A 24,626-nucleotide genomic window follows, 5' to 3' on the forward strand; every position below is an offset into this window, starting at 1 on the left:
GAGGTTGGACTATCGGAGCTCAATGGGATTGCTCCCCCATCAATCTGTCGGCCCCTTCGGCGATCATCTCGGCCGCCAGGAGGCGGCCCAGCTGTGCAGCCTCCGAAGGAGAGCCGGCGGCGGACTTGCGGACCGCTTCGCGGCCGTCGACGGAGACGACCACGGCGGTCAGGTTCAGAGTGTGCCCGTCATCGGCGGCGAAAGCACCCACCGGAGCGGCGCAGCCGGCCTCAAGAGCGGACAGAACGGCACGTTCGGCGGTCACCGCGCTGCGGGTGCGCGGGTCGTCGAGGACGCCGAGGAGCTCGACCAGGTCGGTACGCCCGGCCAGGCACTCCACGGCGAGGGCGCCCTGGCCGGGGGCCGGCAGCAGCTCCTCGACCTCGAAGATCTGGGCGATCTCGCCGCTGCGGCCGAGCCTGGTCAGCCCGGCGGTGGCCAGCACGACCGCGTCGAGCTCGCCGGCGGCGATCTTGCCGATGCGCGTGTCGGCGTTGCCGCGGATCGGGACGTACTCAAGGTCGGGACGGAGTGCGCTCAGCATGGCGACGCGGCGCGGCGAGCCCGTGCCGACCCTGGCCCCGGGGGGCAGGTCGGCGAACTTGTGCGGCCCGACCAGCGCGTCGCGGTGGTCGTGGCGCTCGGGGAGCGCGGCCAGCGTGAAGCGCGGATCCTGCTTGGTCGGCAGGTCCTTCAGCGAGTGGACGGCGAAGTCGATCTCGCCCTCGACGAGCTTGTCGCGCAGCGCGCTGACGAACACGCCCGTGCCGCCGAGCTGCGCCAGGTGCGCCTTCGTGACGTCGCCGAAGGTCGTCACGCCCACCAGCTCGACCGTACGCCCGGTGCGCTCGGTGCAGGCGTCGGCCACCATCTGGGACTGCGTGGTCGCCAGGGTGCTGCGGCGGGTGCCCAACCGCAGGTTCACAGCTCCACCTCCCTCACGGCCGCGGGCATCTTCGGATCCAGATTGAACAACTCACGCAGGGCTTCCGCATAATGATCGCCCCCTGGACCTGCGGCGAGCTGCTTGACACGCACAGTCGGCTCGTGAAGCAGTTTGTCAACGACCCTCTGCACGGTCATGGCGACTTCGTCCCTGGCCTTGTCGTCGAGATCGGGCATACGCATCATCAGGCGGCCGAGCTCGGACTCGACCACACCCGCCGCCTTGCTGCGCAACGCCACCACCGTCGGGGTGACGCGGGCTGCGCGCGCGGCGTCGAGGCAGGCGTTGAGCTCCTCGGCGACGAGCGCGCGTACGGACTCGACGGCGTCGCCGCCGCGCGAGCCGATGCCGGACTCCTGGATCGTCTCCAGGTCGACCAGCGTGACACCGGGCACCTGGCGCACGGCCGGGTCGATGTCGTGCGGCAGCGCCAGGTCCAGCAGGAACGCGGGCCCGCCCAGCATATCCGGGGTGATGACGTGCCGTCCCGCGCCGGTGCAGGTGATCACGATGTCGGCGCCGGCCAGTTCCTCGCGTACGGCGGAGAACCCGACCGCGCGCCCGCCGACGGACGCGTGCAGCCGCGCCCCCCGCTCGTACGTGCGGTTGGCAACGACGATGTCGGTGACCCCGGCGCGCTGGAGCGTGACGGCGGCCAGCGAGCTCATCGAGCCCGCGCCCACCACCAGCGCCCGCCGCCCGGCCAGCTCGCCGGCCAGCGCGAGGCCCGCCGAGACGAGCGAGGCGCCGGCCTGGTCGATGCCGGTGTCGGTGTGGGCGCGCTTGCCGACGCGCAGCGCCTGCTGCGTCAGCTCGTTGAGGGTCGCGCCGACCGTGCCGTGCTTCTGGGCGAGCTTGAGCGCCTGGCGCACCTGGCCCAGGATCTGGCCCTCGCCGACGACCATGGAGTCGAGGCCGCACACCATCGAGAACAGGTGCTCGACGGCCCGCTCCTCGTAGTGCAGGTAGAGATGCGGGGTCAGCTCGTCGACCGGCACGCCGGAGTGAACGGCCAGCAGCCCGCTGATCGAGGTGACCGCGGCGTGGAAGCGGTCGACCGTGACGTAGATCTCGACCCTGTTGCAGGTCGAGATCACCATGGCCTCCGCGACGCTGGCGTCCTGCTGCACGTCGTGCAGCAGCTTGACGAGTGCGTCACCGGTCACCGAGACACGTTCTAGAAGAGCCACTGGAGCGGTCCGGTGGCTGAGTCCGATCGCCAGAACACTCATTGACCGTCCACCGCCATGAGTGGCCCCCCAGCTTTGCGTTGCTCGTGGAACGCGAGAATCTGCAGTTCGATTGAAAGGTCGACCTTCCGGACGTCGACCGTGTCCGGAACGGAGAGGACGACTGGGGCGAAGTTCAGGATGCTGGTCACGCCCACGGCGACAACACGATCGCACACTTCCTGTGCCGCTGCCGCCGGTGTCGCCAGAACCACGATCGAGACTCCACGCCGCTTGATGACGGCTTCCAGTTCGTCGATGTGCTCAACATTCAACCCCGCAATGGTGTCGCCCACGACTTCGGGGTCGGCATCCACGAGGGCGGCCACGCGAAAGCCCCTGGAGACGAAACCGCCGTAGTTGGCGAGGGCGCGGCCGAGGTTGCCGACTCCGACGATCGCGACCGCCCAGTCCTGGGTCAGGCCGAGTTCGCGGGAGATCTGGTAGACGAGGTACTCCACCTCGTAGCCTACGCCGCGGGTGCCGTACGAGCCGAGGTGCGAAAGGTCCTTGCGGAGCTTGGCCGAGTTCACGCCGGCGGCCACGGCCAGGTCCTCCGAGCTCACGGTCGCGATGCCGCGCTCCGCCATCCCGTGCAGCGCCCGCAGGTACAACGGAAGCCTGGCGACCGTCGCCTCGGGGATGCCGCGGTCACGGGACTGGGACGGGCTCTTCACGTGCCGGAGCTCCAGGGAACGGGCGGCTTGGGGGCCGCGTGAACGGATTAGAACCGTCTTTCAGGTTAATCCCTTTGTGAACCGATGCACAAAGTAGGGGGCGCTACCGTGGGGGGTATGCATCGCATCACCTTGCTCGGCAAGCCCGGCTGCCACCTCTGCGACGACGCCCGTACGGTCATCGCCCGGGTGGCCGGAGAGCTGGGGGTGCCGTGGGAGGAGCTCAGCATCGACTCCTCCGAGGAGCTCAAGGAGAAGTACTGGGAGATGATCCCGGTGACGCTGATCAACGGCGTGCAGCACGACTTCTGGCGGGTCGACGAGACCCGCCTGCGCGCCGCGCTGGCCTCCTAGAACATCACCGTGGGCAGGGGCACCACCTTCGCGGCGTTGACGTTGAGCTCGATGACGTTGGTGGCCAGGACCATCGCCTGACGCTCGTTGAGGAAACGTTCGACGTGCGGCTGGCGCTGGTGGTCGCGGTAGGCCACCTCGTCCCGGTAGAGCTCGTAGACGATGCGCTGCAGGGGGGCCGACTTGACGGCGTGGCAGGCGTAGACGAGCGTGTCGGGCTCGCCGCGGCGCACGGCCTCGACCGTGGCCTCGGCCAGGCGGTCGAACGCCTCGCCCGCGCCGTCCATGATCGTGAAGACGGTGAGCAGGCCGTAGATGTTGGGTGAGGGCCTGCCGCCGGCCTGCTGCGGCTGGGACGGGCTGAACAGCTCGGCGCCCGGGTAGGCCACGCCGGTGCCGGGCATCGAGTAGTCGGGCCGCTGGGGCGCGGCCTCCATGCGCGGGGAGGTGTCCATGCGCGGGGGCGGGGCGCCGTTCATGATGTAGCCGGTCGCGGGGCCGGACTCGGGCGGGCCCGTCATGCGGGCGGCGTAGTCGACCTGCTGGTCGCCCGCCCGGTACTCGGCCACCAGATCGCCCAGGCCGGGCGAGCGGCGCGGCGGCGCCACGGGAGGCGGCTCGGCGGCCGGTACGGGCTCAGGCGCGGCCCTGCGCCCCGGCCGGCGCTCCCGGTCCTCCTCCGGCGCCTCCATCTCGTCCTCGTCGTCGTCCTCGTACGGCGCCAGCGGGCGCAGCACGGTGTACCAGATCGCCGCCGCCGCCACCGCGAGCAGCGCCGTGGTGAACAGCGGCGGCACCGCGAACCGCATGGCGCCCACCAGGGCGACGCTCGACGGCGCGATGACGAGGACCGCGTGCAGGTTGTCGGTGTCGTACTCGTCGCCGCTGCGCCACTTCAGCGCGGCCACCACCACGCACGCCAGCAGGACGAGCACGTCGATCGCGTGCACGCCGATCAGCAGGTAGTCGGGGATGAGCCCCCAGAGGGCGGACCCGGACGGCAGCGTCTTGCCCAGGTCGGTGGACCTGAGCGGGTCGAAGAACAGGATCGCGCCGGAGACGATGGTGAGCGCGATGCCGAACAACCATGCGAGGAACCTCGGCGGCACCTTGTCCGCCAGGAGCTGGACCAGGCCCACGGCCAGCCAGAGCGGCGCGAGCAGCGATCCGGTCACCTGGTAGATCCGGAACGTGACCGGCCCGAAGCCCAGGAAGTGGCCGATGCCGATCACGACCAGCGACAGGCACAGCGCCCCTGCTGAAACGGTCCAGGCGATCAACCACCCCTCTGGCTCGTCGCGCAGGCGCCGGATCAGGGCGCCGGTCGCGACGGCGGCGAGGAGCGCACCGGCAAGAGCTATGACAGCAACGAGGATCTCCATGGTGACTCCAATGCTGCCGGACGATGCCTCCCGGCCGGTAGCCGAAGAGAAAACAGGCGCTCCACGAGGGGCTTCGCCGCAGGCTGTGGGGTATGCGCCTATACGGTATAGGGCGATTACTCGTAGCCATGCCAGCAGGCTGCGGATTGTGAAAATTCGAGTTGATTTCTAGAGTATTCGAGCACGCCGCACCCCTTACCCCTAGGGATACCGGATGCCTGATTCGTGGCCGTTCGCCGGGCTGCTTGCTCCAGCGGTCGCTGGACCTGCCCGGACGGGCGAGCTTGCCGTGCGCGAAGAAGTGCCGGACGACATCCGTACGCTGGTGCTGCACGCCAAGAACGGATGCACGGACTCCTTTGGCACGCTCTATGACCGTTATGTGGATCTGGTCTACCGCTACATCTACTTCCGCGTCGGCTCCCACCAGCTCGCCGAGGACCTCACCAGCGAGACCTTCCTGCGCGCCCTGCGCCGGATCGGCGACTTCACCTGGCAGGGCCGCGACTTCGGCGCCTGGCTCGTCACCATCGCCCGGAACCTGGTCGCCGACCACTTCAAGTCCGGCCGCTACCGTTTGGAGGTCCCGACGGGAGAGCTGATCGACGTTCCGCTCGAAGGCTCGCACATCCCCGAGAACGCGGTGGTCACGGCCATCATCAACGACCGGGTGCTGCGCGCCGTCCGCGATCTCAATCCCGACCAGCAGGAATGCGTGGTGCTGCGCTTCCTGCACGGCCTCTCGCTCGCGGAAACCGCGTTGATCATGGGGAAGAAGAGTGGAGCGATCAAAGCGCTGCAGTTTCGGGCCATTCGAACGCTCGCCAGGGCGCTCAAGCACGACCTGGCGTAACCTCCCCCATCCGCACCTCGTTAGGCCAGTTGTCACGTGTGGATCCCTCAGGGAGCTGTCATGAGTAGGGCGCGCAGGCGGCGAGAGCTCGTCATCGAGCGTCTCACGGAGCTGCGGAGCCTGCCCATGGGCCGCGGCCCCGAGCCGGCCTTCCGCGAGCGCCTGCGCGAGGACCTCGTCTCCGGCCGCCTGCTGCTGGAGGCCCCCGACGAGCAGGAGAGCGCGCCGCGGCACGCCCGGCCCGCCGTACGCCGCCGTCGCCGTCCGCTGCTGTCCCAGCTCGCCACGCTCGGGCTGGCGGGGGCCATGATGATCTCGGCCTTCGCCACCTACCGGGCGGTCCCGGGCGACACGCTGTACCCGCTCAAGCGGGCCGCGGAGAGCACCCTCGTGCACCTGAGCACCGACGACGCCGAACGCGGCGAGCGCGAGCTGGCCTCGGCCGAGACACGCGCCAAGGAGGTCGCCAGCCTGCTGGGCTCGTCCACGGACAGCCCGCTGGTCAGCGAGACGCTCAAGGACATGGAGGACTCCACCCGCTCCGGCATCAGCCGGCTGACCCGTACGCAGCCCCGCTCCTCGAAGATCAAGAAGTTCGCCCAGAAGCAGCGGGACGTGGTCGAGCCGATGTTGGAACAGCTCAACGAGGCCCAGAAGGGACAGGCCGCCGGCTACCTCGACTACATCGAAGGGCTCGTGGCACCGGGCTAGGTAAGCTGAGGCGCATGTGGCGGCTAATGCGACGACGACACGGGATTGAGGCCGAGGCCGCCGGCGAGGCCGCGGCGCGGGCGGCGGCCACCGTCGCGCCGGTCGAGCCGGATCCGGAGGCGGCGGCCTTCTTCGACGTCGACAACACCATGATGCGCGGCGCGTCCATCTACCACTTCGCCAGGGGCCTGGCCACGCGCGGCATGTTCACCACGTCCGACCTGCTGAAGTTCGCCGTGGGCCAGGCCGTGTTCCGGCTGCGCGGCAACGAGAACCCCGAGCACATCGCGGTGGCCAGGGAGACCGCGCTCGCCTTCGTCGCGGGCGCCAAGGTCGACGACGTCGTACGCCTCGGCGAGGAGATCTACGACGAGGTGATGGCCGACCGCATCTGGGGCGGCACGCGCGCGCTCGCGCAGAGCCACCTCGACGCCGGCCAGCGGGTCTGGCTCGTCACCGCCACGCCCGTCGAGCTGGCCCGGGTCATCGCCCAGCGGCTCGGCCTCACCGGCGCGCTCGGCACGGTCGCCGAGACCGCCGAGGGCGTCTACACCGGCCACCTGGTGGGCGACCTGCTCCACGGCCCGGCCAAGGCCGAGGCCGTGCGCGCGTTGGCCCGTCGCGAGGGGCTCGACCTGACCCGCTGCACGGCCTACAGCGACTCGGCCAACGACCTGCCGATGTTGTCGCTGGTCGGGCAGGCGGTGGCGATCAACCCCGACAGCGAGCTGCGTGAGCACGCCAGGAAACACGACTGGCCGATCAAGGACTTCCGTACCGGCCGCAAGGCCACGATGACGGCCCTGCCGATCGCGGCCGGGGTCGGCGCGATCGCGGGCGGCGTCGCCGCGGGCATCGCCCTGCGCAGGCACTACCGCTCCCAATGAGCCCTACGCCTGCGCCACCGGGTCACGGTACGGCGCGGCGGAGCAGGCCGAGCAGTTCGCGGTTGACCGTCTCCGGGCGTTCCAGGCCGATCATGTGACCGGCTCCCGGGATCACCACGAGCCGGGCCCCCGGCAGCGCCCCGGCGATCCTGCGGGCGTGCGCCACCGGTATGAGCCGGTCGCGCGCCCCCACCAGCACCACCGTCTCCACCTCGCGCAACGCCTCCAGCGCGGCGAGCTTGTCGTGGGCCATCATGCCGTGGAAGAAGCCGGCCATCACCTCGGCCGGCGTGGCGGCGACCATCGCGTTGACGAAGCGCACGTGGTCCGCCGGCGCCGCCCGGGCCCTCAGTCGGTCCAGCACCAGCGGCGTGACCCTGGGCACGGCCCGCCCGAGTGCCCCCGGCAACCCGAACGTGCCCTCCGCCAGCCGCCCCGCCGACGTGCCGAGCAGCGCGACGCCCGCGATCCTCGTGCCGAACAGCTCGGGCCTGGACGCGGCCAGCGCCATCACCGTCATGCCGCCCATCGAATGCCCGGCGAGCACCACGGGCAGGCCGGGCGGCACGGCGGCCTCGATGACGGCGTGCAGGTCCGCGCCGAGCCGGTCGATCGTGCACGCGGCGTACGGCCCGGCTGTGGAGGCACCGTGGCCGCGCTGGTCATAGGCGACCACCAGGGCCTCCCCGCTCAGGGCGGCCCGCTGGTAGTGCCAGGAATGCCGGTTGAGCACCCATCCGTGCGCGAGGACGACGGCCAGGGAGGCGGCGCACGGTGGCCACCCAGGCGCTCGACGGACTGCACCCCGCCCTCAGCCCTGCCCTCAGCCCCGCGCCCGGCGACCCGCGCCCGGCGCCTGGCCAGCCCGGCGGCGGCCCCGGCGAGCAGGCCGAGCGCGAACGCATGACGACGTGAGCCCATGCCGCCGACTATAGGACGAATCGTCCAATAGTGCTATCGCAGGCGTTCGAACAACTTCCGGGCCTCCGGCTGCTTCCAGGTGAGCCGGTTCGGATCCTCCCGGTCCGGCTGCCACGGCACGGTGACGAACGACACCCGCGTCTTGGACATGCCGACGGCCAGCTCGACCATCGACTCCAGACTCAGGTCCGTCTTGACCGACGCGCTGACCGCGCGGAGGAAGCCGCGTACCTTGACCGGGTCGGCGGCGACGCTCTTCGCCTTCTTCAGCATGGCCATCAGCAGGATCTGCTGCCGCTTGATCCGCTGGACGTCCGAGCCGTCGCCGTAGCGGCGCAGGCGCGCGTAGCCGAGGGCGCTCTCGCCGTTGAGCATGCTCTTGCCCGCAGGCAGCTTCAGCTTCGACTTCTCGTCGTTCACGGGCGTCCTGAGCGTGATCTCCACGCCGCCGAGCGCGTCCACCATGCCCTTGAAGCCGGCGAAGTCGACCTCGACCGTGTGGTCGATGCGTACGTCGGTCAGCTTCTCCAGCGTCTTCCGCAGGCAGGACGCGCCCCCGGTGTTGTACGCCGAGTTGATCATGTCCTGTCTCGCCGGGGACGACCCGCACGACGGGATCTCCACGAGCGAGTCGCGCGGCACGCTGACTCCGACGGCCTGGCCGCGGTCGGCCGGGACGTGCACGAGCAAGATGGTGTCGGACCGCTTGCCGCCCTTGTCGGCGCTCCTGGCCGTGGCGGGGCCGTACCGGGCGTTCCCGGGGCCGCCGCGGGTGTCCGAGCCGATCACCAGGATGTTGCGGGCGCCGCTCATGTCGACCGGCCGGGCGCCCGCCGACGGTGCGGCAACGGTGTTGCCGTTGACCAGCAGAGTCGGTACGGCGACGGCCGCGGCCGTGCCCACGGCGACCAGGCCGGCCATCCACCAGCCCGTCCACCTGCGGCGCGGGCGGTCCCGCAGCAGGCGCTCGCGCTGACGGACGAGCGTCGCGGGCGGCTCGTGCTCCAGTGCCCCGCCGAGGTCGCGGAGCATCCTCAGGTCGTCCATGGTCACTCCTCCTCCAGCATGGGGTTGGTGTCGCCGAGCGCGGCCCGTACTTTCCGCCTGCCCCTGTTGAGGCGGGAGCGCACGGTTCCGATCGGGATGCCGAGTGCCTGGGCGACCTCTTCGTACGTGAGGTCGCCCCAGGCGATCAGCAGCAGGACGTCCCGGTCCTTGGCGGGCAGCGCGGCCAGGGCGCCCGCCAGCCGGGGACGGGCGGCCTGCGCGGTGACCCCGGCCGCCAGCCGGTCGGCGGGCGACTCCACGTCATGGTCGACGGGGGCACGCAGGAGCGCCCGGTAACGCGCCGCCTCCTTGCGGTGGTGGCGGGAGATGAGCTTGGTGAGAATGCCGAAGAGCCACGGCCTGGCGTCAGGGTAGGCCAGGTCGTAGCTCTTCCTGCGGGAGAAGGCGACGAGGAACGTCTCGCCCACGAGGTCCTCGGCGGGCTCGGGGCCGAGGCGCTTGGAGACGTACCTGTAGAGCATGGCGGAGTAGCGGTCGAACAGCACGGCGAACGCCTCCGGATCCGTCCAGGAGGCGTTCACCAGCTCCGAGTCCGCGCCCCTGGTGGCGGGTTGCGTGATCATCTCCGCCCTTCTGTGGAGAATCGGTCACGGATGTCTTGCCACAACCCGCCGGGAGGGTTCAGATCTCCTTGAGGAAGCCTCCGTCAACGGCGATGTCGGCACCGGTCGTGCTGCCGGAGCGCGGCGAGACCAGCAGGGCGACCATGTCGGCGATCTCCTGCGGGTCGACCAGGCGGCCGGTGGCAAGCTTCATCATGCCGGGCGCGACCTGGGCGATGACGTCCGCCTTCGACGCCCCGGCCATCCCGGCGATGACGTCGGCGGCGCCGCCGTCCTTGGTCCACCAGTCGGTGAGCACCGGGCCGGGCGAGATCGTGTTCACCCGGACGCCCTGTGGGCCGTACTCCTCGGAGACGGCCTTGCTCACGTGGTTCATGGCGGCCTTGGCGGCGCCGTAGTCGACGTTCATGGCGCCGGGCTGGCGGGCCGAGCCCGAGGAGATGTTCACGATCGAGCCGCCGCCGCGTCCCAGCATGACGGGCACCGCCGCGCGGATCATCCGTACGGCCGCGAACAGGTTGAACTCGAACATGGCCTGCCAGTCGTCGTCGCCAGGGGCCATGAACCCGACCCGCGGCAGCGTCACCCCGGGCGGCGGGCCGCCGGCGTTGTTGACCAGGATGTCCACTCCGCCGAACTCCTCGACGGCGCGGGCGATCACCCGTTCGGGCGCCTGCGGGTCCATCAGGTCGACCGCGACGTGCGTCACCTTGGCGTCCGGCGCGGTACGCGAGGCCGCCACGACGTGCGCGCCCTCCTCCGCCAGGGTGCGCGCGACGGCCAGGCCGATGCCCTTGGACGCGCCGGTGACGACCGCCACGCGGCCGGAAAGCTGGAGATCCATCGAAGAGGTTCCTCTCGGGTGTTCAGTGATGACACCCGGAGAACACCGGCCCCGCCCACCCGGTTGCACTCACAGGAACGGCGGGAACGCCGGCCCCCTGCGCAGCCGCAACTCGTTGAGCATCTGCTGGATGACCTCGCGCACGTGGTCGGTCAGGTTGAACACCAGCATGGGGTCGTCGGCCGCCGAGGGCTCGTACTCGTCGGTGCGGATCGGCTCGCCGAACTCGATCATCCACTTGGACGGCAGCGGCACCAGCCCGAGCGGCCCGAGCAGCGGGAAGAACGGCGTGATCGGCAGGTAGGGGACACCGAGGATGCGGGCCAGGAACTTCAGGTCGCCGATCTTCGGATAGATCTCCTCGGCCCCGACGATGGCCGTGGGCACGATCGGCACACCCGCGCGGATCGCGGAGGCCACGAACCCGCCCCGGCCGAACCGCTGGAGCTTGTAGCGCTCGGAGAACGGCTTGCCGACGCCCTTGAACCCCTCGGGGAACACGCCGACCAGCTCGCCCTTGCGCAGCAGCCGGTCTGCGTCCTCGGGGCAGGCCAGCGTGTGGCCGGTCTTGCGGGACAGGTGGCCGAGCAGCGGAAGCTGGTAGACCAGGTCGGCCCCGCCGCGGCGGACGGCCCGGCCCGCCTCGTCGTGCAGCGCGACCTGCATCATGAGCGCGTCGATCGGCAGGGTGCCGGAGTGGTTGGCCACCACCAGCGCGCCGCCGTCGGCGGGCACGTTCTTCAGCTCGGCCGTCTCCACCCTGAACCAGCGGTGGTAGAGCGGCCTGATCAACTCAAGGAGCACCTTGTCGGTCAGCTCGGGGTCGTAGCCGAACTCGTCGACCTCGTAGTCGCCGGTGATGCGCCGGCGGACGAAGGCCAGCAGCCGGGCCAGCGGGTCGGGCTCCTCGTACGAGGGCGCGGCGCTGATGGGGATCACCCGGCCCTCCTCCTCTTCATACGGGACGCTCATGGACGCGTACCTCCGAGAGGGTGCATACCCCGCGCACGCAGGAAGTCGTCGAAGGCCGCCGCGGTGGTGAACTTGGGTTTCCAGCCGAGCTCGGCCTCCAGCCTGCCGGTGTCGACGACCCGGCCGTGGCTCATCAGCCGCAGCTGCTCGGGTGAGTACTCGACGAGACCGGCGCGGCGCACGGTGTTGCCGAGCGCGCGGAAGACCGGCGAGAACAGCGGCAGCGACGCCCGACCGGCCCGGCGCGCGCACTGCGAGAGCAGCAACACGCCTGCCCCGGCCACGTTGAACGTGCCGGGGTGGTCTTCGGTCGCCATCCTGCGCAACACCTCGACCGCGTCGTCCTCGTGGACGAACTGCAGCCGCGGGTCGAAGCCGAACACGGTCGGCAGGACGGGCTGGATGAAGTATCGGGTGAGCGGCGAGTCGACGCCCGGACCCATGAAGTTGGCGAAGCGCAGCAGCGACACCGTCACGTCGGGCCGGCGGCGCGCGAAACCACGCACATAGCCCTCGACCTCGGCCGCGTCCTTGGCGTAGCCGTGGCTGGGGCCCTCGTGCGCCTCCAGGTCCTCGGTGAACACCGCGGGATCGCGTGCGGACGAGCCGTAGACGGCGGTGGTGGAGCGCACCACCACGCGCCGCACGGTCGCCGACCGCTGGCAGGCACCGAGCAGTTGCATGGTGCCTATGACGTTGTGCTCCTTCATGGCAGCCCTGCCGTCGCTCTTGGACGGAGCGCTGACCAGACTCATGTGCACAACGGTGTCGATGTCCGCAGCCGCGATCACCTCGGCGATGTCGGGACTGCGCAGATCGACCCGGACGAACTCCGTCCGGCCCAGAGTGATGCCGCCGTCCCGCGTCATCGAGGGGGGCGGCACGGTGTCCACTCCAATGACGCGGCTGATCTCCGGGTCAGCCGCGAGGACGCTCGCCAGCCGGGCGCCTATGTGGCGCGAGACCCCGGTGACAAGCACGGTGTGGGTCATCAGCGCCTCGCAGCTGCGTCGGTTACTTCTTGTTGCGCCGCTGGATGCGCGTCTTCTTGAGCAGCTTGCGGTGCTTCTTCTTGGCCATCCGCTTGCGGCGCTTCTTGATCACAGAGCCCACGGGACCCCCAGGTACTGATAGCAAGTCTGAATCGATGTGCGAGCGCACACCGGGTGACAGACTACCGGCGATCCGAGGTAGATCGCCCCTTGGGGGGTGAGAGCCCGGCCGTTTGGTGCGCCGGCCGGGCATCTCCCGCGACTGAATTCACGGCGCGTTCGGGCGCGCCGCTACTTCAACCTGCCTCGATGTAGGCCTCCCGCAGATAGTCGTGGACCGCCTGCTCGGGCACTCTGAACGACCGGCCTACTCGGATGGCCGGCAGCTCACCTGAGTGGACGAGCCGGTACACCGTCATCTTGGACACCCTCATGACCGTCGCCACTTCGGCCACGGTCAGGAACTTCACCTCGCTGAGAGGTCTTTCGCCTGCACCCATCGGACGCCTCTTCCGCACGTGTTTCCGGGTTATCCCCACTGGTGCCATTGCTCACGCACGTGTACTGCCGTCAGCGTAAGTCGGGACTCCGGGTGCGCAAACCCCCTATTTTCTCAGTCCGCGGAGCCACCTGTCAGCCGAACCAACGAAATCGCTGGTTAGCAGCCGGGCTGAGCACCTCGCCTGGACGTTGGAACTGTCCAAGTTGCCACACATAAGAGTCGCCCAAGCCCAGTCAAAAGTTGGCAAAGGGACAGCGAGCCCCTTGGAATGCAGGCGCGAAAAGACGGTATGCGGAGGGCCGTATTCGACTCAAAGGGCTCGTGAGACCAGAGTGACCAAACGCTCGGTGAGCGGAGCGTAATAGCGGGGTAGCACATTGTCGTCCAATGGCACGACCACGTCGATCTTTCCTTCGGCCTCGCCGAGGAACAGCCCGGGGTCGTTGCTGTCGGCGAAAGCCACCGTCGGCACGCCGGCCTCGCCCGCCGCTCCCGCCCAGCCGTGGTCGGCGACCACGAGGTCGGGCAGGCCGCCGTCGGCCTCGTCGAGCTCGTCGAGCATGTGCCGCATCGGGGCCGGGTCGTGGGTGTGCACGAAACCGCCGCGGTCGTCGAGCATGGCGACGTCCTGGAGGTAGCGGACGCGGCGCGGGCGGCCGAAGCCCGATCCGGCGTACGTCCAGCCCTCGGCCGGGGTGAGCAGGGTCGCGCCGCGCTCGACGGCGAACCTGGCCAGCGGCAGGTGCACGGCGAGCAGTCCGGTCGGGTGCCCGGTGGCGAACAACACACGCGGGGCCGGCCGCGACAACACGGCCGCGACGCGCTCGGCCATGGCGTCGATCGCGTCGATGGTCAGGTCGGGGTCGATGGTGTCCTGGCCCCGGCGGTGGCCGGGGTCTGCGACCACGCCCGCCGACTTGGCCATCAGGTCGAGGACGTCCCGGTACGACCACGGCTGCTCGAACGTCAGGCCGAGCATGTAGTGGGGGTCGCGGTTGGCCAGCGAGCTGTAGTGGTCGAGGTTGTTCTCGCGGGAGGTCGCGACGTCACCGGCGATGCGGGTCTGGATCAGGTGTCGGCGGAGTTCGTCACGGCTCAGCACAGGTCTTCCTCATCAGGGGCGTGGAGGACGGCAAGCGTCGTCAGGGCATGGGATCGAGGCCGTGGAGGGGGAACACCGCGTTCCGGGTCGCCATGATCGCACGGTCGATGGGATCCGCTGGGTCATAACCGCCGGAGATGTCGCGAAATTCCGGATTGCGGCCGTCGGTCATGGTCAGCGGGGGCGCCTCGCCCGTACGTTCCCTGACGTACTGGCGCCAGCCTTCGGGGGTGGGTGTGGCCGGGTCGACGGGATGGCCGGAGAGCTCGGCGATGAGGTGCGTCCAGATGCGCGGCACGACCTGGACCAGCTCGTAACCGCCGCCGCCGGTCGCGATCCACCGGCCGCCCGCCGTCTCGTGCGCGAGCTCGTGCAGGGCGGCGTACGCGGTGCGCTGGCCGTCGATGCTGAGCATCAGGTTGGCGAGCGGGTCGAGCGCGTGGCTGTCGCAGCCGTGCTGGGTGACCAGGATCTCCGGGTCGAACTCGCGCAGCAGCGGCGGCACGACCGCGTGGAAGGCGCGCAGCCAGCCGGAGTCGCCGCAGCCGGCCGGCAGCGCCACGTTGACGGCCGTGCCCTCGGCGCCGGTCTCGTGCGGGAAGCCGGTGCCGGGGAACAACGTGCGCGGGCTCTCGTGCAGGCTGATCGTCAGCACGCGGGGGTCGTCGTAGAAGACGGCCTGCACGCCGTCGCCGTGGTGCACGTCGACGTCCACGTACGCCACCCGCCGGGCCCCCTGCTCCAGCAGCCAGGCGATGGCCAGGGCGGGGTCGTTGTAGACGCAGAAGCCGCTGGCCGCGGCCGGCATGGCGTGGTGGAGCCCGCCCGCGACGTTGACCGCGTGCTCGGCCGCGCCCTCCCAGACCGCGCGCGCCGCCGCCAGGGACGCCCCGGCGATCAGCGCGGACGCCTCGTGCACGCCCTTGAAGGCGGGATTGTCGGTGGTGCCGAGCCCGGCCCGCAGATCGGGGGCCCCGGCGACCGAGACGCCCTTGACCGCCTCGATGTAGCCGCGGTCGTGCACCAAGGCCAGCTCGTCGTCGCCGGCGGGCGCGCAGCCGGTCAGCTCGACCGCGTCGAGCACGCCGAGCGCGCGGGCGAGCGCGATGGTCAGCTCGACCCTGATGGGCGCCAGTGGGTGACTTGGGCCGAAATTGTAGGAGGTGAGAGCGTCGTCCCAGATGACCCGTGCCGTTCGGCTCATGCCCCGCCCTCCGCGCGCTCCCTCACCTTGCGCCGACGTTACCGCAGCGCCCTCGTCCGGCTGTAGCCCGGGTGATCGACACGGCGGTCTCGACCATTTCAGAATTTTCGTGACTTAGTGTTTTAGCGTGCGCTTGGCGCGACCCTTTCGCAGACTCTGGCATTTCTTCCGACGCCCCCGGGTTTTCGACACCACGATCGTCGTCGTGCTCGCCCTGTTCTCGGCCCTCGGAATGGTCCTGACGTTCCTCCAGACCGGGGTCTCCGATGCGCTGGGCTCCGCGCATTTCCTGCTGACCAGTTCGCTGCTGCTGGTCCGCAGGAGTCGGCCGCTGCTCGTGGCCGGGGCCGTCATGGTGCTCGACGTGGCCGGCATCGCGGCCGGCCTTGTGACATCGCCCACTCTCCCGGAGGCCATCGCCTTCTACAGCCTGATCCGCTACTCCTCCGGCCGTCCCACGCTGTTCATGGCGGTCGCCGGGATCGCCGCCTACGGCACGGTCATGGAGTTCACCGGGCCGGGCTACGGCCAGTTCCTGGCCGGCGGGTTCGTCGTGGCGGTTCCCGTGGGGGTCGGCGCGCTGGTCAAGGCCAGGGCCGAGCTGAACGAACGCGGCAGGCGCGAGGCCGCCGACGCCGCCGTACAGGCCGAGCGGCGGCGCATCGCGCGGGAGCTGCACGACGTCGTCGCACACCACATCACGGTGATCAACGCCCTGGTCGGCGGCGCGCGGGCCACGCTCGCGCCCGAGCAGGAGGTCCCCCGCGAGGCATTGGAGAGCGCCCAGCAGACCGCCCGCCAGGCGATGTCGGAGATGCGCCGGCTGCTGCACGTGCTGCGGGCCGACGGCAACGACGGCCCGGACGCGGCGACCGGCGTGGGGGCCGACCGGCTGCCCGCGCTCATCGGCGAGGCCAGGAGCGCCGGGCTGCCCGCCGGCCTGACCGTGACGGGCGAGCCCGTGCCGCTGCCCTCGGCCGTGGACCACGCCGTCTACCGGATCGTGCAGGAGGCGCTCACCAACACCCGCAAGCACGCGGCCGGCGCCCGCGCCAGCGTGCGCCTGGCCTACGAGCCCGAGGCGGTCGAGGTCGAGGTGCTCGACGACGGGGTGCCGCAGCCGGGAGGCGCGCCCGGGTTCGGGCTGGGCGGCATGGCCGAACGGGTCGCGCTGTGCGGCGGCCAGCTTTCGACCGGCCCGCGTCCCGGGGGAGGATTCCGGGTGCACGCCCGCATCCCCTTGGAGGCATCATGATCACAGTGCTGCTGGTCGACGACCACGAGCTGGTGCGCAAGGGGTTCAGGCTGATGCTCGACGCGCAGCCCGACCTGTCGGTGGTGGGCGAGGCCGCCGACGGCGAGCAGGCCGTCGAGCTGAGCCGGCGGCTGCGGCCCGACGTGGTGCTGATGGACCTGCACATGCCGGGGCTCGACGGCGTACGGGCGACCGAGCTGATCACCTCGGAGCTGCCGGGTGTGCGGGTGCTCGCGTTGAGCACGTTCGACCTGGACGAGAACGTGGTCGCGGCGCTCAGGGCGGGCGCCGACGGTTTCCTGCCCAAGGATGTCTCCCCCGAGGAGCTGATCGAGGGCGTACGTGTCGTGCACCGGGGCGAGTCGGCGGTCGCGCCGCGCCTGCTGACCCGGCTGATCGGCACGTTCGTCCGCGCCGCGAGGCCCCCGGCCGCGCCCGCGCCGCCTGTGCTGGACGCGCTGACCGAGCGCGAGCGGGAGATCCTCGTGCTGATCGCCAGAGGCCGGTCGAACACCGAGATCGCCGGCGAGCTGACCGTCTCCCCCTCGACCGTGAAGAACCACGTGACCAGCCTGTTCGCCAAGATCGGCGTCCGGGACCGGGCGCAGGCGGTGATCGTCGCGTACGAGGCGGCGCTGATCAAACCTGGAGACTAGGACCACGCTCCCAGGCCGCGTCCGGCAAGAACGTCCTCATGGCCGAAGAGAACGCGGCCCCCCGACGGCACGCTTGAGTGCATGACGGCGATTCGCGCAACCAACCTGAGCAAGCGCTACGGCGAGACCCATGCCGTCGCGGACCTGTCGTTCGACGTCCTTCCCGGTCAGGTGACGGGGTTCCTCGGGCCCAACGGCGCCGGCAAGTCCACGACCATGCGAATGATCCTCGGGCTCGACCGGCCCTCCGGCGGGTCCGTGGTGGTGGACGGGCGGCCGTACCGGGAGCATCGGCACCCGCTGCGCAAGGTGGGCGCGCTGCTGGACGCCAAGGCCGTGCACGGCGGCCGCAGCGCCCGCAACCACCTGCTGGCCATCGCCCAGAGCAACGGCATCCCGTCGAGCCGGGTGAACGAGGTGCTGGAGGCCGTCGGCCTGCGGGAGGTGGCCCGGCGGCGGGTCGGCGGTTTCTCGCTCGGCATGTCGCAGCGTCTCGGCATCGCGGCCGCGCTGCTCGGCGACCCCGAGATCCTGCTCTTCGACGAGCCGGTCAACGGGCTCGACCCCGAAGGGATCCTGTGGATCCGTACGTTCATGCGCAAACTGGCCGCCGAGGGGCGCACGGTGTTCGTCTCCAGCCACCTCATGAGCGAGATGGCGCAGACGGCCGACCACCTGATCGTGATCGGCAGGGGACGGCTGATCGCCGACACGAGTGTGCAGGAGTTCATCGGGCGCAGCTCGCAGGGCTACGTACGAGTGCGCTCGCCGCGCCTGGCCGAGGTCGCCGACCTGGTCAAGGTGGGCGACCTGCTGGATGACCACCTGCGGGTCACCGCGATGAGCACGCTGGAGATCGGCACCCTGACCGCGCGGGCCGGGATCCCCCTGGAGGAGCTGACGTTCGTGCAGCCCTCGCTGGAGGCGGCGTACATGGAGCTCACCAAGGACAGTGTGGAGTACTCGTCATGACAGACATCCTGAGGTCCGAGTGGACCAAGATCCGTTCGGTGCGTTCGACGGTGTGGACGCTGACCATCACCTTCCTGCTCATGGTCGGCCTCGGCGGTGCCATCTCGGCCGCGTCCAAGGCCACGGCCGACGGGCAGCCCATTCCCGGTGACGACGCCGTCATGACCAGCCTCACCGGCATGATGCTCGCCTCGTTGTCCATCGCCACGCTGGGCGTACTGGTGATCTCCAGCGAGTACCGCACCGGCGGCATCCGTACCTCGCTGATGGCGGTGCCGCGGCGGATGAGCCTGCTCGCCGGCAAGATCGTGGTGTTCACCGTGACGGCGCTGGTCGCCTGCACGGTCGCCGCGGCCGCCGCCGTGGCCGTCGGCCTGGCGATCCTCCGGCCGGCCTCGGTCGACATGGGCGGGGCGGTCCAGTCGGTGCTCGGGGCCGGGCTCTACCTCACCGTCTGCGGCCTGTTCGGGCTGGGGCTCGGCACCCTCGTACGGCACACGCCCGGCGCGCTCGTCTCGGCCATCGCGCTGATGCTGGTGCTGCCGCAGCTCACCGGCGTGCTGCCCGGCCAGTGGGGCAAGACCATCGCCGACCACTTCACCACCAACGCCGGCATGGAAGTCGTACTGGACCAGCCCGGCAACCCGCTGGGACCGTGGAGCGGGCTCGGTGTCTACGCGCTCTGGGTCGCCGTCGCGGTGGTCGCGGGCGGCGTGCTCATGCAGCGGCGGGACGCCTGACCCCTCACTCGGCGCGGAGCGCGACGACCGGATCGAGCCGGCCCGCCCTCCGCGCCGGCGCCACGCCGAAGAACACCCCGACCGCCGCCGACACCCCGAAGGCCAGCACGATCGACCACCACGTGATCGAGGCGGGCACCTGCGTGAACGTCCTGATGGCGAGCGCGCCGCCCACCCCGAGCACGATGCCGGCCACCCCGCCGACCGTGGTCAGCAACACCGCCTCGATGAGGAACTGCGCCAGGACGTCCCGCTGCCTGGCGCCCAGCGCCTTGCGCAGCCCGATCTCGCGGGTGCGCTCGCGCACGCTGACCAGCATGATGTTCGACACACCGACGCCGCCGACCAGCAGCGAGATGCCCGCGATGGCGGCCAGCACGCCGGTGAGCATGCCCAGCACGTTCCCGATCGTGCCGAGCAGCGCGGTCTGGGTGACGCCGGAGAACTGCTCGCCCGGGTACCTGTCCCGCAGCGCGGCCGTCACCTTGTCCGACAGCGCGTCGATCTCGTCGGGGCCGGACGCGCCGATCGCGAGCCCGTTGATCCGCTCGATGCCCAGCAGGCGCTGGGCCGTCGTGACCGGGATGTGCACCTCCTGGTCGCGGGAGAGCCCGAACGTCTGGCCGAGCGTGCCGTAGACGCCCACCACCCGGAACCTGGCGCCGGAGATCGTCACCTGCCGCCCGATGGGGTCGAGGTCGCCGAACAGCTTGTCGGCCACCTCCGAGCCCAGGACGGCCACCCGGCGGCGGGTGACCACGTCGGTCTCGCTGAGCGGGCGGCCCTTCTCCAGAGGGCGGTCGAAGATGTTGACCAGGTTCTGGTCGGTGCCCACGACGGTGACGAACGACTCCACCCGGCCCACCCGTACGGTCTCGCCCGACTGGAGCGAGACGGTCACCCTGCCGGGGTCGCCGACGACGCGGCGTACGTAGGCGACGTCGTCGAGGCCGAGCTTGCTCTGCGTCGGGGCCGCGCCCAGGCTGAGCCGGCCGGGGACGACCAGGATGATGTTCGTGCCGAGGCCGGAGATCTCCTTCTCCACCGCGTCCTTGGCGCCCGTGCCGACCGCCACCAGGATGACCACGGCCAGCACGCCGATGATCACGCCAAGCATGGTCAGCACACTCCGCATCCGGTTGACCCGCAACGCGTCGATCGCCATCCACAACGCCTCGACCGTGTTCATGGCCTCGCTCCGCGAGGCGGCTCGGTCGCCAGACGCCGCCACTCCGTCGCGTTCATGGCTTCGACACCGTGTCCTGTTCGATGAGGCCGTCGCGGACGTGGATCTGGCGGCGGGCGTGGGCGGCGATCTCCGGTTCGTGGGTGACCAGGACGACGGCGACCCCGCGCTCCTCGTTGAGCCGGTCGAGCATGGCCATGACCTCGACCCCGTTGCGGGTGTCGAGGTTGCCCGTGGGCTCGTCGGCCAGCAGCACCTCGGGCTCCCCCACGAGCGCCCTGGCGATGGCCACCCGCTGCTGCTCGCCGCCCGACATCTGGGAGGGCCGGTGCCGCATGCGGTGGCCGAGCCCCACCGACTCCAGCGCGGCGGCGGCCCGTGAACGCCGCTCGGCCCGGCCGACGCCGCGGTAGACCAGCGGCAGCGCCACGTTGTCCAGCGCCGACGTACGTCCCATCAGGTGGAAGGACTGGAAGACGAACCCGATGGTCCGGTTCCGCAGCCCGGCCAGCTCCGACTCCGACAACCGCGACACCTCCACGCCGCCCACCCTGAGCACGCCGGAGGTCGGCCGGTCGAGGCAGCCCAGCAGGTGCATGAGGGTGGACTTGCCCGACCCCGACGGCCCGACGACGGCGGCGAACTCGCCGTGCTCGATCCGCAGCGACACGCCGCGCAGCGCCTCCACGGCCACGCCGTCGAGCTGGTAGCGCCGTACGACGTCCACGGCCTCGACGGCGGCCGTCACGTGAGGCGTCGTGGGGGCCGTCATGGGAGTGACTGCCCAGGCCGTACGGCGTCGGCGCCCTTGACGACGATGCGGTCGCCGACGGACAGCCCGTTCAGCACCTCCACCACCGTGTCGCCCTGCGCGCCGAGCTTGACCGTACGGCGCTCGGCGACGCCGTTCCTGACCAGCCAGACCACGCTGTCGCGCCCGCTGGTGACGATGGCCGAGGCGGGGGCCGCGACGGCGGAGGGCGACTCGCGCACGGTCAGCCTGGTCACGGCGCTCATGCCCGGCTTGGGAGTGGGCGCCGCGGAGCCGTCGTCGAAGGCGCCGGGACCCAGCGTGAGGCTCACCGGGTAGCTGACGCCGCCCGTGCCGGCCTCCATGGGCGTGACGCCGACGCCCGTCACCCGGGCCGTGTACGTCGCCCCCGGCACCGCGTCCAGCTCGACCGCGGCCTTGGTGCCCTTCTCGACCAGGAGCACGTCCGTCTCGTCCACGTCGGCGGAGAGGGTCAGCTCGGAGACGTCGGTGACGGTGACGATCGAGTCGCCCGCCGACACCGGCACACCCTTCGCCACCGGCCCGCCCGCACCCGACCCCGCCGACGGCACCGACGGCTGCTGCTGGGCCCCTCCGGGCAACTGGCTGAGCAGGCCGCCGAGCCCGCCCGTGCCGCCGCCGCCCCCGGACGCCCTGCCCAGCGTGACCACGCCGCCGAACGGCGCCTTGATGGTGAGGGAGTCGACCGTGCCCTTCGCGGCTCTGACCGCCGCCCTGGCCTGGGTCCGCGAGGCCGCCTGGAGCGAGGCCATGGACGTGGACAACCCGTTCGTCATGCCCGACAGCACGCCGGTGATCGAGCGGTTGAGCTGGGCGGTGATCGAGGCCAGGGCCCTGGACTGCGCCCGGTGCTGGGCCTCTGCGAGGTCGATGGCGTTCAGCAGTTGTCTGCGGGCGGTGGCGTCCTTGACCTTGCGCGCCTCCTTGCGCGCCTTGGCGAAGTGGGCGGCCACCTGGCGGTCGAACACCCCGGTGTCCAGGGAGGGCAGGCGTACGGGGGCGAGGCTCGCGGGCCGGATGCCCTTGGCCGCCTTGCGGGCCTGGTCGAGCTGGTCCTCGGCCTGCGGGGAGCTGATCCTTGCCAGTGTCTCGCCCTTGCGCACGCGGTCGCCGTCGCGTACGTAGAGTCTGGCGATCGTGCCCTGGGCGGGCGAGCGCAGTGTCGCCGTCGCCCGCGCGCCGATCGTGGCGGGGGCCTCGACGACCTCGGTGACCGGGGCCCGCCGGACCTCACCGAGCTGGACGTTCGCCGGCTCCTCCGACGAGCAGCCGGCCAGGGCTAAGAGGACGAGCAGCGGGGGGATGCCACGACGGATCGTCACCCGACCCATCGTAGGAGCAGGGCCTCCCGGTCCGCCGGTCAACCCGACGCGAGCTCGCGCCCCCGGTCGCGGGCGGCCTCGATGGCGGCCAGGAACGCGGCGCGCACGCTGTGGCGCTCCAGCTCGGCGATGGCCGCGATCGTGGTGCCGCCCGGCGAGGTGACGGCCTCGCGCAGGATCACCGGGTGCTCGCCGGAGTCGCGCAGCATCACGGCCGCGCCGACGATCGACTGGGTGACCATGTCGAGCGCGGCGGCCCGCGGCATGCCGAGCAGGATGCCCGCGTCGACCATGGCCTCGACCAGGTAGAAGAAGTAGGCGGGACCGCTGCCGGACAGCGCGGTCGCGGCGTCCTGCTGGGACTCCGGGATGCGCAGCACCTTGCCGACCGGCTTGAGCAGGCCCTCGGTGTGCTTCAGGTGCTCCTCGCCGGCGTGCGCGCCCGCCGAGATCACGCTCATCGCCTCGTCGAACCTGATCGGCGTGTTGGACATGACCCGGACCACGGGCACGTCGGCCCCGAGCCGCTGCTCCACGAACGCGGTGGTGATGCCGGCCGCCGCCGTGATGACCAGGCGGTCGGCCGGGACGTAGGGGGCGATCTCGGCCAGCAGGGCCGCCATGTCCTGGGGCTTGACGGCCAGGATCAGGGTGTCGGCCGCCTTGGCCGCCTCGGCGTTGGTGACCGTGCGCACGCCGTAGGTCTCGCGCAGCGCCTGGGCCCGCTCGGGCCGGCGGCTGGTCGCCATGATGTCGCCCGGTTTGAACCCGGCGCGCAGCAGCCCGGACAGCAGGGCCTCGCCCATCTTGCCGGTGCCCAGGATCGCGATCATCTCGGCCTCTCGAAACCTCTCGCAGGGGAACGGACGCCGGCCCAGCCTACTAGCCTCTCGACAGCAGCGATCTGAGGAAGAAGGCCAGGTTGCGCGGGCGTTCGGCCAGGCGGCGCATGAGGTAGGCGTACCAGTCGGCGCCGTACGGGACGTACACGCGCACCTGGCCGCCGAGACCGGCCAGGCGGTGCTGCTCGCCGGGGCGCACGCCGTACAACATCTGGTACTCGAAGCCGTTGACGTCGCGGCCGTCGAGCACGGCCAGAGTGGAGGCGATCTGGATCAGCCTGGGGTCGTGCGTGGCGATCATGGGGTAGCCGGTGCCCGCCATGAGGATCCTGAGGCAGCGGACGAACGAGCGGTCGATGTCGGCCGGCCTGGTGTACGCGCCGGGGGCGGTGTAGGCGCCCTTGCAGAGCCGTACGCGGGCGCCGACCAGCTTCTCGCAGCGTTCGATCGCGTCGGGGAGGTAGGCCTGGACCACGATCCCGACGTCGGGATGCTCCTTGCGCAGCGTGGCGTGCACGAAGTGCAGCCCGCCGATCGTGTCGTGCTCCTCGGCGTCGAGCGTGACCGTGAGCCCCCGGACGGCGGCCGCCTCGCAGATGGTGGCCGCGTTGTCCAGCGCGGTCTGCTCCGACAGCCGCAGGCCGAGCGCGGTCAGCTTGACCGATGCGTCGCCGCCGGGCGGCAGCCGGTCGAGGAGCGCCAGGTACTCGCGTACGGCCCTCTCGGCCTGCGCCCTGTCGGTCACCTCCTCGCCGAGGTGGTCGACGGTCACGAGCAGGCCCTCGCGGGTCAGCCCGTCGATGACGCCGACGACGTCGTCGGCGACGTATCGCTTGACCACGTCTCTGGTCAGCGGCGATGTGGTGATGACGCGTTCGGCGCGTTCGCTCTTGGAGACGGCGAGCATTGCCTGACGGAGCACGTGAACCACACTAACCGCCCGCTTCCTGGGTATATCAATGAACCGCGGACCTGCCCTTTTCGTCTTATGGATATGCGCACAATGACGACAGCGACTCTGCTCGCCGGATCTCTGGTGCTCGCCACGAGTTGTGCCACATCGCCGCCGGCCGCCCGGCCGGCGCCGCAGGCGCCCGCCGAGCAAGCCGTGACGCCGGTCACCACCGCCCCCACCACCGGCCCCTCCAAGGGCCCCGAGCCGGTCAAGCCCACGGGCGACGCCATCAACGTGCACAAGGTCCGCTGGACCAAGGCCACGCCCGTCGCGCGCGGCAAGCAGGTCAGACTCACGTGGTGGTCGGGCGTGGCGCCGTGCACGGTGCTGGACAAGGTCAAGGTCAAGGAGACCGCCAAGAAGGTCACGATCACCCTGTACGAGGGCGCCTCCCCCAAGGCCAGGAACGTCTCCTGCATCCTGCTGGCCGTGGAGAAGACCACGACCGTCAAGCTCAAGCACGCCCTCGGCAAGCGCAAGCTCGTGGACGGCGCCAAGCCCTAGCCGTCACACCGGCGTACCGGAACCCATGGCCGGTCGCCCCCGTTACGCCTGTTGTGTGGAATCACGCAGGTTCTTGCCCGATTGCCGGGAATGCTGCCGCACTCATAGGGGTTGAGTCGAGTAGGCTCAAGTCGTTTGACAAAGACGACACGAATCCGTAGCTTGAGTCCAACCGACTCAACTTTGACTACAAG

Annotated in this window: 29 protein-coding genes; 10 read left to right on the forward strand and 19 right to left on the reverse strand. The window is 70.8% G+C overall.

Features of this window, described 5'->3' with window-relative positions; all coding sequences use genetic code 11:
• Window positions 1-19: 19 nt before the first annotated feature.
• Genes hemC through DMB42_RS39275 form a run of 3 tightly spaced genes read right to left on the reverse strand, consistent with a single transcriptional unit; the run spans window position 20 to window position 2,852 of the window.
• Window positions 20-925 (reverse strand): hydroxymethylbilane synthase, encoded by a 906-nt coding sequence (hemC, locus tag DMB42_RS39265; RefSeq protein WP_125643887.1) that lies wholly within the window; start codon window positions 923-925, stop codon window positions 20-22.
• Window positions 922-2,178 (reverse strand): glutamyl-tRNA reductase, encoded by a 1,257-nt coding sequence (locus DMB42_RS39270; RefSeq protein ID WP_125643889.1) that lies wholly within the window; start codon window positions 2,176-2,178, stop codon window positions 922-924. The genes hemC and DMB42_RS39270 overlap by 4 nt, the downstream gene beginning before the upstream one ends.
• A complete protein-coding gene (locus DMB42_RS39275; RefSeq protein WP_185845099.1) occupies window positions 2,175-2,852 on the reverse strand; it encodes a redox-sensing transcriptional repressor Rex in 678 nt (225 codons plus the stop codon). Before DMB42_RS39275 ends, DMB42_RS39270 begins: the two co-directional genes overlap by 4 nt.
• Window positions 2,853-2,969: 117 nt before the next feature.
• Between DMB42_RS39275 and DMB42_RS39280 the strand changes: the two genes are divergently transcribed.
• On the forward strand, window positions 2,970-3,206 hold the full coding sequence (locus DMB42_RS39280; protein ID WP_125643893.1) for a glutaredoxin family protein: 237 nt from the start codon (window positions 2,970-2,972) through the stop codon (window positions 3,204-3,206).
• On the opposite strand, the gene DMB42_RS39285 is transcribed toward DMB42_RS39280, so the two are convergent.
• Entirely contained in the window at window positions 3,203-4,588 is a 1,386-nt protein-coding gene (locus DMB42_RS39285; RefSeq protein WP_125643895.1) for a putative quinol monooxygenase, read from the reverse strand. The two genes, DMB42_RS39280 and DMB42_RS39285, sit on opposite strands and share 4 nt — an antisense overlap.
• Before the next feature lie 214 nt (window positions 4,589-4,802).
• Here DMB42_RS39285 and DMB42_RS39290 point away from each other — a divergent pair, with 214 nt between their 5' ends.
• The 3 genes from DMB42_RS39290 to DMB42_RS39300 are packed head-to-tail and all read left to right on the forward strand — an operon-like array spanning window position 4,803 to window position 7,039.
• Window positions 4,803-5,441: a sigma-70 family RNA polymerase sigma factor gene (locus tag DMB42_RS39290; protein WP_125643897.1), complete on the forward strand. Its 639-nt coding sequence runs from the start codon at window positions 4,803-4,805 to the stop codon at window positions 5,439-5,441.
• A 60-nt stretch (window positions 5,442-5,501) separates the two neighbouring features.
• Window positions 5,502-6,152 carry a DUF5667 domain-containing protein gene (locus DMB42_RS39295; protein ID WP_125643899.1) on the forward strand — a complete coding sequence of 217 codons (651 nt, stop codon included), beginning with the start codon at window positions 5,502-5,504 and terminating at the stop codon, window positions 6,150-6,152.
• Between the two features lie 26 nt (window positions 6,153-6,178).
• Complete coding sequence (locus DMB42_RS39300; RefSeq protein WP_260478198.1) at window positions 6,179-7,039, forward strand: HAD family phosphatase; 861 nt, start codon at window positions 6,179-6,181, stop codon at window positions 7,037-7,039.
• 22 nt (window positions 7,040-7,061) lie between these two features.
• Here DMB42_RS39300 and DMB42_RS39305 read toward each other — a convergent pair whose 3' ends face one another.
• Window positions 7,062-7,772: an alpha/beta fold hydrolase gene (locus tag DMB42_RS39305; RefSeq protein ID WP_396985051.1), complete on the reverse strand. Its 711-nt coding sequence runs from the start codon at window positions 7,770-7,772 to the stop codon at window positions 7,062-7,064.
• A 41-nt stretch (window positions 7,773-7,813) separates the two neighbouring features.
• Here DMB42_RS39305 and DMB42_RS53710 point away from each other — a divergent pair, with 41 nt between their 5' ends.
• Window positions 7,814-7,954 carry a hypothetical protein gene (locus DMB42_RS53710; RefSeq protein ID WP_185845100.1) on the forward strand — a complete coding sequence of 47 codons (141 nt, stop codon included), beginning with the start codon at window positions 7,814-7,816 and terminating at the stop codon, window positions 7,952-7,954.
• 39 nt (window positions 7,955-7,993) lie between these two features.
• Here DMB42_RS53710 and DMB42_RS39310 read toward each other — a convergent pair whose 3' ends face one another.
• From DMB42_RS39310 to DMB42_RS39350, 9 genes are all read right to left on the reverse strand, one after another.
• Window positions 7,994-9,007, reverse strand: a complete 1,014-nt coding sequence (locus DMB42_RS39310) for an LCP family protein (RefSeq protein ID WP_125643905.1) — start codon at window positions 9,005-9,007, stop codon at window positions 7,994-7,996.
• Window positions 9,008-9,009: 2 nt separating this feature from the next.
• Window positions 9,010-9,591, reverse strand: coding sequence for an RNA polymerase sigma factor (locus tag DMB42_RS39315; protein WP_125643907.1), 582 nt, complete (start codon window positions 9,589-9,591; stop codon window positions 9,010-9,012).
• A 58-nt stretch (window positions 9,592-9,649) separates the two neighbouring features.
• Window positions 9,650-10,435 (reverse strand): SDR family NAD(P)-dependent oxidoreductase, encoded by a 786-nt coding sequence (locus DMB42_RS39320; RefSeq protein WP_125643909.1) that lies wholly within the window; start codon window positions 10,433-10,435, stop codon window positions 9,650-9,652.
• A gap of 69 nt (window positions 10,436-10,504) precedes the next feature.
• Window positions 10,505-11,407 carry a lysophospholipid acyltransferase family protein gene (locus DMB42_RS39325; RefSeq protein WP_125643911.1) on the reverse strand — a complete coding sequence of 301 codons (903 nt, stop codon included), beginning with the start codon at window positions 11,405-11,407 and terminating at the stop codon, window positions 10,505-10,507.
• Complete coding sequence (locus DMB42_RS39330; protein WP_125643913.1) at window positions 11,404-12,399, reverse strand: NAD-dependent epimerase/dehydratase family protein; 996 nt, start codon at window positions 12,397-12,399, stop codon at window positions 11,404-11,406. The genes DMB42_RS39325 and DMB42_RS39330 overlap by 4 nt, the downstream gene beginning before the upstream one ends.
• Before the next feature lie 22 nt (window positions 12,400-12,421).
• Entirely contained in the window at window positions 12,422-12,520 is a 99-nt protein-coding gene (locus tag DMB42_RS39335) for a 30S ribosomal protein bS22 (RefSeq protein WP_018654693.1), read from the reverse strand.
• A 175-nt stretch (window positions 12,521-12,695) separates the two neighbouring features.
• Window positions 12,696-12,899 (reverse strand): helix-turn-helix domain-containing protein, encoded by a 204-nt coding sequence (locus DMB42_RS39340; RefSeq protein WP_026214222.1) that lies wholly within the window; start codon window positions 12,897-12,899, stop codon window positions 12,696-12,698.
• Between the two features lie 312 nt (window positions 12,900-13,211).
• Complete coding sequence (locus DMB42_RS39345; RefSeq protein ID WP_125643915.1) at window positions 13,212-14,003, reverse strand: phosphatase; 792 nt, start codon at window positions 14,001-14,003, stop codon at window positions 13,212-13,214.
• A gap of 40 nt (window positions 14,004-14,043) precedes the next feature.
• Entirely contained in the window at window positions 14,044-15,207 is a 1,164-nt protein-coding gene (locus tag DMB42_RS39350) for an acetoin utilization protein AcuC (protein WP_125643917.1), read from the reverse strand.
• Between the two features lie 205 nt (window positions 15,208-15,412).
• Between DMB42_RS39350 and DMB42_RS39355 the strand changes: the two genes are divergently transcribed.
• From DMB42_RS39355 to DMB42_RS39370, 4 genes are all read left to right on the forward strand, one after another.
• A complete protein-coding gene (locus tag DMB42_RS39355; protein ID WP_125643919.1) occupies window positions 15,413-16,462 on the forward strand; it encodes a sensor histidine kinase in 1,050 nt (349 codons plus the stop codon).
• Window positions 16,459-17,118, forward strand: a complete 660-nt coding sequence (locus DMB42_RS39360; protein ID WP_125643921.1) for a response regulator transcription factor — start codon at window positions 16,459-16,461, stop codon at window positions 17,116-17,118. Before DMB42_RS39355 ends, DMB42_RS39360 begins: the two co-directional genes overlap by 4 nt.
• 81 nt (window positions 17,119-17,199) lie before the next feature.
• Window positions 17,200-18,090: an ABC transporter ATP-binding protein gene (locus DMB42_RS39365; RefSeq protein WP_125643923.1), complete on the forward strand. Its 891-nt coding sequence runs from the start codon at window positions 17,200-17,202 to the stop codon at window positions 18,088-18,090.
• Window positions 18,087-18,830, forward strand: a complete 744-nt coding sequence (locus tag DMB42_RS39370) for an ABC transporter permease subunit (protein WP_125643925.1) — start codon at window positions 18,087-18,089, stop codon at window positions 18,828-18,830. The genes DMB42_RS39365 and DMB42_RS39370 overlap by 4 nt, the downstream gene beginning before the upstream one ends.
• Window positions 18,831-18,834: 4 nt before the next feature.
• Here the strand turns inward: DMB42_RS39370 and DMB42_RS39375 are convergent, their stop codons facing one another.
• From DMB42_RS39375 to DMB42_RS39395, 5 genes are read right to left on the reverse strand one after another with little or no spacing between them, the layout of a single operon-like run.
• On the reverse strand, window positions 18,835-20,019 hold the full coding sequence (locus tag DMB42_RS39375) for an ABC transporter permease (RefSeq protein ID WP_125643926.1): 1,185 nt from the start codon (window positions 20,017-20,019) through the stop codon (window positions 18,835-18,837).
• A gap of 52 nt (window positions 20,020-20,071) precedes the next feature.
• Window positions 20,072-20,788: an ABC transporter ATP-binding protein gene (locus tag DMB42_RS39380; protein ID WP_125643928.1), complete on the reverse strand. Its 717-nt coding sequence runs from the start codon at window positions 20,786-20,788 to the stop codon at window positions 20,072-20,074.
• The gene (locus DMB42_RS39385) at window positions 20,785-22,131 is read right to left on the reverse strand and encodes an efflux RND transporter periplasmic adaptor subunit (RefSeq protein ID WP_185845101.1); all 1,347 of its coding nucleotides are present in this window, start codon (window positions 22,129-22,131) and stop codon (window positions 20,785-20,787) included. The genes DMB42_RS39380 and DMB42_RS39385 overlap by 4 nt, the downstream gene beginning before the upstream one ends.
• A gap of 38 nt (window positions 22,132-22,169) precedes the next feature.
• Window positions 22,170-22,964, reverse strand: a complete 795-nt coding sequence (gene proC, locus DMB42_RS39390; RefSeq protein WP_125643932.1) for a pyrroline-5-carboxylate reductase — start codon at window positions 22,962-22,964, stop codon at window positions 22,170-22,172.
• A gap of 49 nt (window positions 22,965-23,013) precedes the next feature.
• Window positions 23,014-23,895, reverse strand: a complete 882-nt coding sequence (locus tag DMB42_RS39395) for a proline dehydrogenase family protein (RefSeq protein WP_125643933.1) — start codon at window positions 23,893-23,895, stop codon at window positions 23,014-23,016.
• Window positions 23,896-23,976: 81 nt separating this feature from the next.
• Between DMB42_RS39395 and DMB42_RS39400 the strand changes: the two genes are divergently transcribed.
• Window positions 23,977-24,432 (forward strand): hypothetical protein, encoded by a 456-nt coding sequence (locus DMB42_RS39400; RefSeq protein ID WP_260478199.1) that lies wholly within the window; start codon window positions 23,977-23,979, stop codon window positions 24,430-24,432.
• Window positions 24,433-24,626: the final 194 nt, after the last annotated feature.

Source organism: Nonomuraea sp. WAC 01424 (genome assembly GCF_003947315.1).
GTDB classification, from domain to species: Bacteria; Actinomycetota; Actinomycetes; order Streptosporangiales; family Streptosporangiaceae; genus Nonomuraea; species Nonomuraea spiralis.